General features: G+C 70.8%; 11 protein-coding genes. 4 read left to right on the forward strand and 7 right to left on the reverse strand.

Going from position 1 to position 14,051, the window contains the following annotated elements:
* Positions 1–254 precede the first annotated feature (254 nt).
* Entirely contained in the window at positions 255–1,853 is a 1,599-nt protein-coding gene (locus AKH00_RS06620) for an SPFH domain-containing protein (protein WP_050721833.1), read from the forward strand.
* A 210-nt stretch (positions 1,854–2,063) separates the two neighbouring features.
* Entirely contained in the window at positions 2,064–4,613 is a 2,550-nt protein-coding gene (gene hrpB, locus AKH00_RS06625; RefSeq protein ID WP_050721834.1) for an ATP-dependent helicase HrpB, read from the forward strand.
* 166 nt (positions 4,614–4,779) lie between these two features.
* Here hrpB and AKH00_RS06630 read toward each other — a convergent pair whose 3' ends face one another.
* The 4 genes from AKH00_RS06630 to AKH00_RS06645 are packed head-to-tail and all read right to left on the reverse strand — an operon-like array spanning position 4,780 to position 8,633.
* Complete coding sequence (locus tag AKH00_RS06630; RefSeq protein WP_050721835.1) at positions 4,780–5,514, reverse strand: ABC transporter permease; 735 nt, start codon at positions 5,512–5,514, stop codon at positions 4,780–4,782.
* Complete coding sequence (locus AKH00_RS06635; protein WP_050721836.1) at positions 5,511–6,287, reverse strand: ABC transporter ATP-binding protein; 777 nt, start codon at positions 6,285–6,287, stop codon at positions 5,511–5,513. Before AKH00_RS06635 ends, AKH00_RS06630 begins: the two co-directional genes overlap by 4 nt.
* 48 nt (positions 6,288–6,335) lie before the next feature.
* Positions 6,336–7,091 (reverse strand): AAA family ATPase, encoded by a 756-nt coding sequence (locus tag AKH00_RS06640; protein ID WP_050721837.1) that lies wholly within the window; start codon positions 7,089–7,091, stop codon positions 6,336–6,338.
* Positions 7,092–7,136: 45 nt separating this feature from the next.
* Positions 7,137–8,633, reverse strand: coding sequence for an L-serine ammonia-lyase, iron-sulfur-dependent, subunit alpha (locus AKH00_RS06645; RefSeq protein WP_050721838.1), 1,497 nt, complete (start codon positions 8,631–8,633; stop codon positions 7,137–7,139).
* 101 nt (positions 8,634–8,734) lie between these two features.
* Here AKH00_RS06645 and AKH00_RS18065 point away from each other — a divergent pair, with 101 nt between their 5' ends.
* A complete protein-coding gene (locus AKH00_RS18065) occupies positions 8,735–9,076 on the forward strand; it encodes a hypothetical protein (protein ID WP_050721839.1) in 342 nt (113 codons plus the stop codon).
* Positions 9,077–9,178: 102 nt separating this feature from the next.
* On the opposite strand, the gene AKH00_RS06655 is transcribed toward AKH00_RS18065, so the two are convergent.
* Positions 9,179–10,909, reverse strand: a complete 1,731-nt coding sequence (locus tag AKH00_RS06655; RefSeq protein WP_050721840.1) for an L-aspartate oxidase — start codon at positions 10,907–10,909, stop codon at positions 9,179–9,181.
* Positions 10,910–10,981: 72 nt separating this feature from the next.
* Between AKH00_RS06655 and AKH00_RS06660 the strand changes: the two genes are divergently transcribed.
* Positions 10,982–11,914 carry a LysR family transcriptional regulator gene (locus AKH00_RS06660; protein ID WP_050721841.1) on the forward strand — a complete coding sequence of 311 codons (933 nt, stop codon included), beginning with the start codon at positions 10,982–10,984 and terminating at the stop codon, positions 11,912–11,914.
* A gap of 53 nt (positions 11,915–11,967) precedes the next feature.
* Here AKH00_RS06660 and AKH00_RS06665 read toward each other — a convergent pair whose 3' ends face one another.
* Entirely contained in the window at positions 11,968–12,999 is a 1,032-nt protein-coding gene (locus tag AKH00_RS06665; protein ID WP_050722093.1) for a methionine synthase, read from the reverse strand.
* Positions 13,000–13,019: 20 nt separating this feature from the next.
* Positions 13,020–14,039 (reverse strand): putative oxygenase MesX, encoded by a 1,020-nt coding sequence (locus AKH00_RS06670; RefSeq protein ID WP_050722094.1) that lies wholly within the window; start codon positions 14,037–14,039, stop codon positions 13,020–13,022.
* Positions 14,040–14,051 lie beyond the last annotated feature (12 nt).

Here is a 14,051-nt window from a genome sequence, read left to right on the forward strand (position 1 = left end):
CACGCCGAACGGCTGCGAAGGAGTTCGCACGTTGCGCAGGAGCATCCATCCGATCCGATCCTGCGGGTCCCGAGTTCTCCTGCGAATCGTGCGGCCCCCGAACGCGCGGATGCTCACTCCCCGAGCCCGAGCCCCGCCCGGGGATTTCTCCCCGCGACGGCATCCGCGGGTTTCTGGCAGGGTGGAACCGAGTCCCGGCATCTCGCGTCGGGAACGCAGACCACCCCCTCGGGGGGAACCAGGGAGGTCAATCCATGGAGATCGCCGGAATCGTCGGCATCCTCGTCATCGTCGGGATCGCGGTCGTCGCCGCCGTCGTCATCCTGCTGATCCTGCTGCTGTTCGCACGCAGCTGGATCAAGGTCGCGCGCGCCGACGAGGCGCTCGTCATCTCGGGCCGCAAGCAGAAGGTGGCGCGTGCCGTCATCGGCGCCGACGGCACGACCCGCGACGAGATGTCGGAATCGCCCGTCACGGTCATCGTGAACGGGAAGTCGCTCGTCAACCCGATCACGCAGCGCCACGAGATCATCTCGCTGCGCTCGCGGCAGGTGTCGCTCAACGCCGAGGCCCAGTCGCTCGACAGCGTCACGCTCAACGTGGACGGCGTCGCGATCGTCAAGATCGGCTCCGACCCGATCCTCGTGCGCCGCGCCGCCGAGCGATTCGCCTCGCAGGACAAGGCCATCGAGCAGTTCACCACCGAGCAGCTCGAAGGTGCCCTACGCGGTATCGTCGCGACACTGTCGGTCGTGGAGCTCATGCGCGAGCGCAAGAAGTTCTCCGACCAGATCGCCGCCGACGTGTCGCAGGAGCTCGCCGAGCAGGGCCTCATCCTCGACTCGTTCCAGATCAAGGGCATCACCGACAAGGTCGGCTACATCGGCTCGCTCGGCGCCCCCGAGATCCAGGCGAAGCGTCAGTCCGCGGAGATCTCGCAGACCAACGCGGACCGTGCGATCAACCAGAAGAACATCGCCAACCAGGAAGCGAACCTGGTCGAGCAGACGGCCCTCGACACCAACACGGCCAACGCGAACGCCGGCATCGGTCGGGCTCGCGCCGAGGCGGAGCAGGCCGAGCAGCTCGCCCGTGCCCAGGCCGAACAGGCCGTTCTGCAGCAGCAGGCCGAGAACAAGCAGGCCCAGCTCGACGCCGACGTCAAGCGCGTCGCCGACGCGCAGCGGTACGAGGCCGAGACCCGCGCGCAGGCGGAGCTCTACACGCGTGAGCGCGCCGCCGAGGCCGCCGCGATCGAGCAGGTCAAGCAGGCCGAGGCCCGCACCCGCATCGCCGAGCAGCAGGCCCAGGCAGACAAGGCCAAGGCCGACGGTGAGGCCGCAGCCGCGATCGCCCGCGCGACCGGTGAGGCCGACGCGCTGCGCGCCCAGGCCGAGGCCGAGTCCGAGGCGCGTCGCCTGCGTGCCAGCGCCGAGGCCGACGCGATCCGCGCCGAGGGTGAGGCGCGAGCTGCAGCCGTCGAGGCCGAGGCGAAGGCCATCGCATCGAACCAGGATGCTTTCCTGTCGCAGCGCGTGCTCGAGACACTCCCGGCGATCATGGCCGAGTTCGCCAAGGGCTACGCCGCGATCGGCAGCGTGTCGATCATCGGCGGGTCCGGCGAGGACGGCGCCTCGAACGTCGTCGGCGCCGACAGCGCGAAGGCGCTCAAGTCGGTGTTCGACAGCGTGAGCTCCGCGACCGGACTCGACCTCGCGTCGATCATCCAGGGCCAGGCCGTCGGCCGCGGCATCGGCGAGGGCGTCGCCGCAGCGTCCGCGCCGGCCGCGAAGCGCGAGCCGAAGCCGACCACGCCTCCGCCGCCCGCCCCGCCGGCAGCTGCGGCGGAGTAAGCACAGAAGAACAGCGGATGCCGCGGCCCCACCGGTCGCGGCATCCGCTGTTCCGTGTTCCCGCCTCTCCCCCGCCCTGCCCCGCCATTTCCTCGCCATGACTCCGGAGATCCGTCCGCATCGGCGCCCCGTACCGGGCCGAGGCGCTCGGCCGGCACCGATTCTCCGGAGTTGTGAAAGCTCAGCGCACTCACCGGGCACACTGGAGGGATGACGTCTGCCGCCTTCGACCTCGCCGCGATCGGCGCGGGGCTGTCGTTCGCGGCGTCCCTCCCCGACGTCGAGGCGGCACTGGACTCGAGCACCTCGCTCGTGGTCAGCGCTCCCCCGGGCACCGGGAAGACGACCCTCGTGCCGCCGCTGCTTGCGTCGCGCTCCACCGGCCGCGTGATCGTCACGCAACCGCGTCGCGTGGCCGCACGTGCCGCCGCTCGGCGCCTCGCACAGCTCGACGGGACCGCACTCGGCGACCGCGTCGGGTTCACGGTCCGCGGCGAGCGCGCCGCCGGCCCCGCGACACGGATCGAGTTCGTGACGGCGGGTGTGCTGCTACGGCGGATGCTCGACGACCCGGGCCTCGACGGCGTGGATGCCGTCATCATCGACGAGGTGCACGAGCGTGCGCTCGAGACCGACCTCCTGATCGGGCTGCTGTCGGAGGTGCGGGAGCTACGCGAGGACCTCGTGCTCGTGGCGATGTCCGCGACGCTCGATGCCTCGCGCCTCTCCGTCGTGATCGGCACCGACGCCGCGCCCGCTCCGATCGTCGACCATGACGTCCCGGCGTTCCCGCTCACCGAGCGCTGGGCTCCGAGCTCCGGCCCCCGACTCGACGAGCGCGGCGTGACGCGGGAGTTCCTCGACCATGTCGCGCGCACCGCGGCTGCCGCCGCCCGCGACCTCGTCCGCGAGGACGCGTCCGGCGACGTGCTTGTCTTCGCGCCGGGCGCCTACGAGGTGAGCGCGATCGCCCGGCGGATCCGCGACGTCGACGGATCGTTCGACGTACGCGAGCTGCACGGCCAGCTCCCCGCCTCCGAACAGGACGCCGTGATCCGCGGGCGTCGCCCCACCGAGTCGCCACGCATCATCGTGACCACGGCGCTCGCCGAGTCGTCGCTGACGGTGCCGGGAGTGCGTCTCGTCGTGGACTCCTGTCTGTCACGGCATCCGCAGCGTGACGCGGCACGCGGGATGACGGGACTCCTGACGACCGCCGCGCCGAGATCCTCGTGCGTGCAGCGGGCGGGTCGTGCGACGCGCCAAGGGCCGGGCACCGTGATCCGCTGCGTCGACGAGCGCACCTATGCGGCGGCACCCGCGCGACCCGCCCCCGAGATCGCGGTGACCGACCTCACGGATGCGGCGCTCCTGCTCGCATGCTGGGGCGCGCCCGGCGGCGGCGGGCTGCGCCTGATCGACCCCCTTCCGTCCGACAGCCTCATCGAGGCCCTCACCGTGCTGCGCGGCCTCGGGGCGATCGACGACGACGGAAGAGCCACCGCCGAGGGACGCGCGCTCGCCCGCATCCCGACCGATCCGCGACTCGCCCGCGCGCTCCGTGAGGGCGGCCCGGTCGTCGGCGCTCGTCTCGCGGCCGAGGTCGTCGCTCTGCTGGGCGGTGACGTGCGCATCGCGGAGGGTGACGTGGCGCAGGCGCTGGTCGCGCTCCGCGGCGGGCGCACGCCCGAGGCACGGCGTTGGCGTGCCGATGCGGACAGACTCGAGCGCCTGGTCGACGCGACGCCCGGCATCCGCTCCGATCTCGACGACACGGGCCTCGTGATCGCGCTGGCCTTCCCGGAGCGGATCGCGCGGCGAGTGGAGCGCACCTCGGACGGCGCGACGTTCCTGCTCGCATCCGGGACACGCGCCGGGATGCGTGGTCCGCTCGCGGCGTCGGAGTGGATCGCCGTCGCCGACGTGGCCCGCGCATCCGGTCGCGTCGCCGCAGGCTCGGGCGCCGTGGTCCGCGCGACCGCCGTCGTCACCGAGGCGCAGATCGAGCGCGCCGCGAGCCATCTGATGACGGATCGCGTCGAGGCGGAGTTCGTCGGAGGTCGCGTGCAGGCCCGCCGCGAGCGCCGCATCGGCGCGATCCTGCGGTCGTCGGCGCCGGTGCGCGCCTCAGCCGAGGACGGACGGGATGCCGTGCGCCGGGCGCTGCGGCGTGAAGGTCTCGACGTGTTCCGGTGGTCGGACTCCGCGGAGGCTCTGCGACGCCGCCTCGCACTGCTGCGGCGGGAGATCGGCGATCCCTGGCCGGACGTGTCGGATGCCGGCCTGCTGGCCTCTCTCGACGCGTGGCTCGCCCCGGAGCTCGACGCCCTCGCCTCCGGCACTCCGGCGGCGAAGCTCGATCTGACCACGGCGCTGCGGCGTCTGCTCCCCTGGCCCGAGGCCACGCGTCTCGACGAACTCGTGCCCGAACGCCTGGAGGTGCCGAGCGGATCGCGCGTGCGCATCGACTACCCCGCCGTCGACGACCCCGCCCGTCCGGTCGTGGCGGTCAAGCTGCAGGAGTGCTTCGGATGGGCCGAGACCCCTCGGCTGGTCGACGGTCGGGTCCCGGTGCTGTTCCACCTGCTGTCGCCCGCCGGACGACCGCTCGCGGTCACCGACGACCTCGCCTCGTTCTGGTCGGGGCCGTACGCGCAGGTGCGCGCCGAGATGCGGGGCCGCTACCCCAAGCATCCTTGGCCGGAGGACCCGTGGACGGCCGCGCCGACCCGGCACACCAAGAACCGGGCCGGGCGCTGAGGAGCGACGTCGTTTCGTCTCGCTGCGCTCGCTCAACGACCGGAGGGGGTGCGCTCGCTCAACGACCGGAGGGGCGCGCTCGCTCAACGACCGGAGGGGGGTGCGCTCAACGACCGGAGGGGCGCGCTCGCTCAACGACCGGAAGGTGCGCCCGTCGACCGATCGGTCAGGACGTGCGTCGCCGCAGTGTGAGGGAGGCGAGCACCACCGCTCCCACCCCGAAAGCGACGACCACGAGCAATGGCCGGTACACGTCCCATCCGTCGTCTCCCGCGGTCACGGCGTTGATGGTGTCGATCGCGTAGCTGAGCGGCAGCCAGTCCGAGATCGCGTGCAGCACATCGGGCATCTGGTCCCGCGGCATGAACAGCCCACCGAGGATGATCTGCGGGAACACCAGCAGCGGCATGAACTGCACCGCCTGGAACTCCGTCTGCGCGAACGCGCTCGCCAGCAGCCCGAGCGCCGTGCCCAGGAGCGCGTCGACCACCGCGACGAGCCCGAGCTGCCACAGCTCGCCGTCGACGGTCAGGCCGCAGACGCCGACCGCGAAGGACACGGTGATCACCGCCTGCAGCAGAGCCATGAGTCCGAACGCGAGCGCATACCCGAGGATGAAGTCGGCCTTGCCGAGCGGAGTCGTCATGAGCCGTTCGAGCGTTCCCGAGCGTCGCTCGCGCAGTGTCGTGATCGATGTGATGAGGAACATCACGATGAACGGGAACAGGGCGAGGATCGCGCCGCCGAACCGGTCGAACACCCCGTCCTGGTCGCTGAACAGCCACGCGAACAGCCCCACGAGCAGGCTGGGTGCCACGAGCATCAGCGCGATCGACCGCGGGTCATGCCGCAGTTGACCGAGCACGCGGCCGGCCGTGGCGAGCATCCGCCGGCCGTTCATCGTCCCGCCTCACGCCGTGAGCGTCGCGTCTCGGATCGCGCCGCCGCATCGTGCTCGCGCGTGTCCTGATCGATGAGCGCCAGGAATGCGGCATCCGGCTCCGTCGTGCCCGTGTCGCGCAGGAGATCGGTCGGGGTGGTGTCGGCGATGATCCTTCCCGCACGCATGAGCAGCAGGCGGTCGCAGCGCAGCGCCTCGTCCATGACGTGGCTCGAGACGATCATGGTCACGCCGCGCTCGGCGAGCCCGCGGAACAGCTCCCACAGTTCGACACGCAGCACCGGGTCGAGGCCCACGGTCGGCTCGTCGAGGACGATGAGCTCCGGGGATCCGACCAGCGCCGCCGCGAGCGAGATGCGCGTCTTCTGCCCGCCGCTCAGGGAGTCGACGAGCTGCCCTGCTTGGCCTCGGAGTCCGACCTCGTCGACGACCCGGTCGACGTCGCCCTTCGGCGCTCCCAGCACCGAGGCGAAGTACGCGAGGTTCTGCCGCACGGTGAGGTCTCCGTACACCGCGGCGCCCTGCGTGCCGTACGCCACGCGATGTCTCAGGCGCGGCGATCCGCCCGCCTCGCCCAGCACGGTCACGGTGCCGCCCGCGATGCGCTGCACCCCGACGATCGACCTCATGAGCGTTGTCTTGCCGCACCCCGAAGGACCGAGCAGTCCCGTGATCTGCCCGCGCGGGATCGTGAGATCGACGCCGTCGAACACCGTCGTCCTGCCTCGCCGCACTCGAAGGCCCGCGATCTCCACCGCCGACGCACTCGTCATGCGATGACTATCCTCCCGGCGCCGCCGTGCGGTCAACAGGACGCGCGGTCAGTCCAGGAGGTGACGGAGGTACCGGGGCGGGTCCTGCAGGAAGGAGCGCCAGTGGTTCACGAGCTCGAGGTCCTGCCATTCCGCCGGACGGATGCCCCAGTCGCCGACCTCGAGGATCCTCGCGCCCGGCAGAGCAGCCAGCACCGGCGAGTGCGTCGCGCACAGCACCTGTCCACCCTCGTCGACGATGCGCTGCAACACGGCGATCAGCGCGAGCGTCGACTGGAACGACAGCGCGGCCTCGGGCTCGTCGAGGCAGTAGAAGCCGGGCTCGTCGAAGCGGCTCTCCAACAGCGCGAGGAACGACTCGCCGTGGCTCATCTCGTGGAACGGCACGTCGGGCCCGCTCATCGAGGGGTTGTCCTCGAGATACGTGTAGAACGAGTGCATGGTCTCGGCGCGGAGGAAGAACCCCCACCGATTAGCGCCGATGCCCCGCTGCAACCGCAGCCATCCCGCCAGTGGGGATTCGGTCGGCCGTGTGCTGTGCATGGCCTGACGCGAGCCGCCCTCGGGAGACAGCCCGTACGCGCCCGCGACCCCCTCGACGATCGTCGACTTGCCGCTGCCGTTCTCGCCCACCAGGAACGTGACGCCCGGCGCGAGATCGATTCCGTCGCGCAGCACCTGGGCGACGGCCGGGATGCTCGTGGGCCAGAGTCGCCCGGGCTCCGGTGCGTCCGCGCCCGCGCGCACCGAGACGATGGGCTGCTCGCGCTTCCGTCTGCTCCCCGGCGTCCAGATCGACTCCATGTCACCTCCTCCGAGGAGGCTATCCCGAACCGCCGACGTCGCCGCTCAGCACTCGATGACGTTGACCGCCAGGCCGCCCTCGCTCGTCTCCTTGTACTTGGTCGACATGTCCAGGCCGGTCTGACGCATGGTCTCGACGACGGCATCCAGCGAGACGTAGTGGCTGCCGTCGCCGCGCAGCGCGAGCCGTGCGGCTGTCACCGCGGTCGACGCGGCGATCGCATTGCGCTCGATGCACGGGATCTGCACGAGGCCGCCGATCGGATCGCAGGTGAGTCCCAGGTGGTGCTCCATCGCGATCTCGGCGGCGTTCTCGATCTGCCGGTTGGTGCCGCCCATCACGGCGGTCAGTCCTCCCGCGGCCATGGCGCACGCCGAGCCCACCTCGGCCTGGCATCCGCCCTCCGCCCCCGAGATCGACGCATTCGCCTTGAACAGCGAGCCCAGCGCGGTGGCCGTGAGAAGGAAGCGCCGGATCCCGCGGCGGCGGTTCGCCTCCGCGACGGCATCGGGGTCGTCGATCGCGCCGACCGCCACCAGCGAGGCTTCCGCTCCGAAGCCGAGCAGCGCGCTGCCGACCAGCTCGCCGTAGGGCGTGACCGCGTTGCCCGCCCCGAGGCCCGAGTCCGCGAGGAAGCGCCACCAGTACATCGCCACGGCGGGGAGGATGCCGGCGGCACCGTTCGTCGGAGCGGTCACGACGCGTCCGCCCGCGGCGTTCTCCTCGTTCACGGCGAGCGCGAAGGCCCCGAGCCATTCGCCGGGGAGCTCGCGGTGCCCGTCGGCCTCGACGTCCTCGAGCTGGCCGCGGATCACGCTCGCGCGCCGCTTGACCTTGAGGATGCCGGGCAGCACGCCGTCGGAGTGCAGGCCCGCGTCGACGCAGCCGGACATCGCGTCCCAGATGGCGTCGAGTCCCGCGGCGACGTCCTCCTCCGACCGCATCGCCGTCTCGTTGAGGCGCGCGAGCTCCGCGATCGAGAGGCCGTGCTCGTCGCACAGCGCGAGCAGCGAGGCGGCATCGGCGTAGGAGTACGGGAGCGCCGCAGTCGCGAGCGTCGCCTCCTCGCCGTCGCGTCGGATGAAGCCCCCGCCGACCGAGTAGTAGGTCTCCTCAGCCACGATCGCGCCCGCGGCATCCGTCGCGGTGATTGTCATGGCGTTGGGGTGCCCGGGCAGTCGGGTGCGCGGCGCGAACACGATGTCGTCCTTCGCGAACGGCACGTCGTGGCTGCCGTCGATCCGCAGCGGCGCCCCCGCGGGGTAGTCGCTCCAGGCCGCGCGCACCTCCGCAGGATCGCAGGTCTCGGGCTCGAGTCCGCGGAGCCCCGCGACCACGGCATCCGGTGTCCCGTGGCCGATGCCGGTCGCGCCGAGCGATCCGTACAGCGTGCAGGTCACGCGGGCCACGTGGTCGAGCACATCCGTGGCGGTGAGGCGTCGCGCGAACTCGAGGGCCGCCCGCATGGGTCCGACCGTGTGGGAGCTCGAGGGCCCCACTCCGATGGAGAAGAGGTCGAAGGCCGAGACGTACGCTGTCACGCATCAAGCGTACGTCGTCGGCGGGATGCGGTCGTCAAGCCCCTTCCCCCGCGGCGCGCCCCGAGCGCATCCTGGGGGCTCGAAGACGAGAGAGGACCATCATGTCGAACGACGCATCCGACCAGCAGCCCGCCCCTGAGGCTGAAGCGCAGACGCCCACGCCGACGCCCTCCTCCGGCGACGCCGGCGAGGTCACCGCGAGCTCCCCCGAGACCGACGACGCCGACGCCTCCGAATCTACTGCCGACACCCCCGAGCAGGCGGAGTCCCCCGAAGACGCCGATCCCTCCGAGGTGCCGGACACCGACGAGCTCGAGGAGCCCAGCACCGAGAAGGCGCCGGGCGAGGAGCCGAAGGCCCCGAAGCGTGACGACCCCGAGCCCGACCATCAGGCGGTCGGGATCGGGGTCATCGACGGTCCGCAGACGGACCAGGGCGACTGAGGCGGCTCCTACCCCACCCCGCCGCCCACGTTCCGGTCGCAGGTCGTGCCGCTCCGAGGGCGCGGCGACGGCACGGAGTGCGACCGGAACGGGTTCGGGTGACTACTCGACGAGCTTGCCGGTCGTGTCGACCTCACGCATGAGCTCGGCGATCTCCTCCGGAACGGGCGGGATCTCCTCACGGGTCACACCGGTGCTCGGGCTCCACACGAGATTCACGCGCAGCGTCGGGTCGGTGTCGGGGTAGTCGCTGCGGTTGTGGCATCCGCGGGTCTCGCGCCGTTCCAGCGCAGCCTCGAGGGTCGCTCGCGTCGCGATGACCGAGGCCTTGAGATCGAACGCGTGGGCGAGGTCCTGGAAGCCGGCGATGTCAGGGTGGATGCCGATGTCCTCCAGCCGCCCCTCGATCATGTCGAGGTCCGCGAGTCCCGCCCGCAGTCCGTCCTCCGAGCGCACCACACCCGCGTGCTCCGTCATGGTGTTGCGGATCGCGCGCTGCAGGGCGCGGACGTTCTCGTGCCCGTCGGCCGCGAGCAGGTCGTCGATCTCGGCGCGGGCCTGCGCCACGGCATCCGCCGACCGGCGCTGCGCGTCGAGCCCCGCTGCATGGGCCATGGCCGCCTGGCCGACGATGCGTCCGTAGACGAGGAGCTCGATGAGCGAGTTGCCGCCCAGCCGGTTCGCTCCGTGGAGCCCGCTCGATGCCTCGCCGATCGCGTAGAGCCCGTCGACGTCGGTCTGGTGGTCGTCGGGACGCACCCACACGCCACCCATCGAGTAGTGCGCGGTGGGCGCGATCTCGATCGGATCGGTCGTGATGTCGAGCATCTGCAGCTCCATCATCGTCTGGTAGACGCGCGGCAGCCGGGTCATGATCGTCTCGCGCGGCAGGTGCGACACGTCCAGCCAGACGCCCCCGTTCTCGGTGCCGCGCCCCTCGGCGATCTCGGTGTACGCGGCGAGCGCGACCCGATCGCGGGTGGAGAGCTCCATGCGCTCGGGGTCGTACTTGTCCATGAACCGCTCACCGAGCGCGTTGCGGAGGATGCCGCCCTCGCCGCGCGCCGCCTCGGAGATGAGGGTGCCCGCCGCGTTCTCGGGCTCGATGATCCCGGAGGGGTGGAACTGCACGAGCTCGGGATCGCGCAGCCGCGCGCCCGCCTCGACCGCGAGCCGGAAGGAATCGCCGGTGTTCTCGTCGCGTCGCGAGGAGGTGCGTCGCCAGATGCGGTTGTGTCCGCCCGCGGCGAGGATCACGGCATCCGCGTGGATCAGGTAGCGCGTGCCGTCTGCCTGGTCGAAGCCGTAGGCGCCGAACACGACGTTGTCGCGCACCAGCAGGCGCGTGATGTAGACGTTGTCGAGGATCGGGACCTCGAGCTGATCGGCCTTCGCGACAAGCGTGCGCTGGATCTCCAGACCCGTGTAGTCGCCGGCGAAGGCCGTGCGGCGGAACGTGTGCGCGCCGAAGAACCGTTGCGAGATACGGCCGTCGTCCTCGCGGGCGAAGTCCATGCCCCAGCGCTCCAGATCGCGGATGCCGCGCTCGGCCCCCTGCGTCACGATCTCGACCGTGTGCGGGTTGGCGAGCAGGTAGCTCTCCTTGATGGTGTCGGCGGCGTGCTGCTGCCAGCTGTCCTCGGCGTCCATGGTGCCGAGTGCGGCGTTGATGCCGCCGGCGGCGAGCGAGGTGTGGGCATCCTGTCGGGGGCGTTTGCCGACGGCGAGGACGTCGATGCCGTGCTCGGCGACCTCGATCGCGGCCCGGAGGCCGGATCCGCCGGTCCCGATGACGAGGACCGTGGTGGAGATCTGACGTTCGCGTGTACTCATGGGATCCACGCTAGTTAGGTCATCCTAATAGCGTCCAATGCATAGTTTCACTGGTTTCGATAGACTGCGGGCATGAACCTGGAGCAGCTCCGCAGCTTCGTCGAGGTCGCCCGACTGGGCCACTTCACGAGGGCGTCCGAGCACCTCCACCTGGCGCAGCCCTCGCTGAGCCGGCAGATCTCCACGCTCGAGCGCGAAGTGGGTGTCGAGTTGTTCCATCGTGCGCGCGGCCACATCGCGCTCACCGCCGCGGGTGAGGCGATGCTTCCCCGCGCGCAGCGGATGCTCGCCGAGGCCGAGGCTATCCGCGAGGAGATGGGCGAGCTCGCGGGGCTCCGTCGCGGACGCGTGCGCCTCGGCGCTCCACCCACACTGTGCACGAGCCTCGTCGCGGAAGCACTGAGCACGTTCCACGCCGCGCATCCGGGCGTCGACCTCCACCTCATCGAGAGCGGATCGCGGCTCCTCGTCGACCAGCTCGGCGTGGGAGCGGTCGACATCGCGCTCATCACCGAGTCCGACGGCCCGCCACCCTCGGGCTTCAGCCTCACGCGCATGCCGCTGCTCACCGAAGAGCTCGTGGTGGTCTCGGCCGCCTCGCGCCCGCCGATCGCCGTGACGCCGTCGATCGGCCTCGCGCACCTCGCCACCCTGCCGCTCATCGCGCTCGACGAGACCTACGAGCTGCGCGCCGCCACGGATGCCGCGTTCCGCGCCGCAGGACTCACCCCGAACCATGTGCTGGAGGGGGCCGAGATGGACGCGCTCCTGCGCTTCGTCGAACGCGGCGTGGGCGTCGCCGTCGTCCCGGCGATGGTGCTGCTCGACCAGCCGGCCCTGCGGTCGGTGCGACTGACCCACCCGACCATGACCCGCGTCGTCAGCCTCGCCCACCGCGCAGACGTCAGCCCCGCCACGGCGGTCGCCGCGATGCGCGACGTCATCGTCGCCACGGCCGCGGAGGTCGCGCGCCGCGACCCCGCGATCACCAGCCTGCTCGGCTGACGGCATCCCCCGCCGGGTGCGGAACGGGCCCGGGCGCGAGCACGGCCGACACCTCAGACCTCGGCGAGCTCCTCGCGCAGCAGTGCCGCCCCCGCGCTGAGCGCGCTCAGCTTGGCGAGGGCGACGTCGCGGGGCAGCGGCGCCATGCCGCAGTTGGTGCTCGGCACGAGCTTGTCGGCGTCCACGAACTCCAGCGCGTCGCGCAGTACGTCGGCCACCTCCTCGGGCGTCTCGACCTTCTCGCTCGCGACGTCGATGGCCCCGAGCATGACCTTCTTGCCCCGGATGAGCTCGATGAGATCGAGCGGCACGTGCGAGTGCGCGCGCTCCAGCGACACCGTGTCGATGATCGACTTCTGCAGCAGCGGGAACGACTCCTCGTACTGACGCCATTCCGGGCCCAGTGTCGCCTTCCAGTCCGTGTTCGCCTTGATGCCGTAGCCGTAGCAGATGTGCACGACGGTCTCGGCGCGGAGTCCCTCGGCCGCCCGCTCGAGCGTCGCGACACCCCAGTCCTTCAGCTCGTCGAAGAACACGTTGAACGCGGGTTCGTCGAACTGGATGACGTCGACGCCCGCGGCCTCGAGCTCCCGCGCCTCCTGGTTGAGGATCGTCGCGAACTCCCAGGCGAGCTTCTCGCGGCTGCGGTAGTGCCGATCGGACAGGGTGTCGATCATGGTCATCGGCCCGGGCAGCGCCCACTTGATCGGCCGATCGGTCTGCTGGCGGAGGAATTTCGCGTCGTCGACGAACACCGGCTTCTCCCGGCTGACCGCTCCGACCACGGTCGGCACGCTCGCGTCGTACCGGTCGCGGATCCGCACGGTCTCGCGCTGATCGAAGTCGACGCCGCTGAGGTGCTCGATGAACGTCGTAACGAAATGCTGGCGGGTCTGCTCGCCGTCGCTGATGACGTCGATGCCGCGACGCGTCTGCTCCAGCACGGCGCTGCGCAGAGCATCCTGCCGCCCCTCGGTCAGCGCGTCACCCTCGAGCTTCCACGGCGACCACAGCGTCTCGGGCTGCGCGAGCCACGAGGGTTTGGGGAGGCTGCCGACGATCGACGTGGGGAGGAGCGTGTTCACGGCCTGCGCCGTCCGGACGCTCACGCGGCCGCAACCGGGGCCGACGCCGAGAGGCGGACCGGATCGCCGGCGACCCATCGAGCCAGCAGGTCCCCGTGCGGCGTGATGAAGTGCTCCTGCGTATGCCTGCCCTGCGCGAGGGCGAGGCGGCTGCGCTCTTCGCGGTCGTAGCCGATGCGGGTCGTCGAGTAGTCGTGCTGGTCGAGTGTGGGACGGTACACGCTCGCCGCCGCGGAGTTGGCGTTGTAGATCTCCGGACGGTAGATCTTCTGGAACGTCTCCATCGTGGCGATCGTTCCGGCCAGCTGCATGTTCGTGTAGTCGTTCAGCAGGTCGCCCTCGAAGTAGAAGGCGAGCGGTGCGACGCTCCCCGGAGGCATGAAGTACCGCACCGTGAGCCCCATCTTCCCGAAGTAGGCGTCGGTCAGGGAGCCGTCGTCGTCCTGGACGTATTCGACGCCGAGGATCGGGTGGTGGTTCTCGGTACGGCGGTACTCCTTGCTCGTCGAGACGCTGATGCAGATGACGGGCGAGGTCGTGAAGCGCTCGCGGTACGCCGCCGAGTCGAGGAAGTGACGGAACAGCTTGCCGTGAAGCGATCCGAAGTCGTCGGGGACGGTGAATCGTCCCGCCGCCTCGGTCGCTGCGGGCAGCAGGATGCTGAAGTCGAAGTCGCGCACGTAGGACGAGAAGTTGTTCCCCACGATGCCGTGGTGGCGACGCCCGGTCGCTCGGTCGACGATCGCGATGTCGAGGACCTCGAGCAGCGGGAAGTGCTCGTCGTCGCTGCCGTCGGCGAACTCGAGGGCGGCCGAGATGATCTCGAGCTCGAGCGCGTACCGGTCGCGGGTCGGGTTGTCCCAGTGCACGAGGTCGTTGAACCGCCGGTCGATCATGGTCAGGGCGTTGCGGAGGTTGTCCTGGCGGTGCTCGCCGCGGGCGAGGTTGGCGAAGTTCGTGGTGATCCGCGAGTCCTCGGACGGCGTGTAGTCCTCGTCGAAGCGCGTGGTGGTGATGTGGAACGTGAAGTCGTTCGCCATGAGCGGGCCCAT

The sequence above is a fragment of the Microbacterium sp. GCS4 genome (assembly GCF_001262495.1).
Classification (GTDB): domain Bacteria; phylum Actinomycetota; class Actinomycetes; order Actinomycetales; family Microbacteriaceae; genus Microbacterium.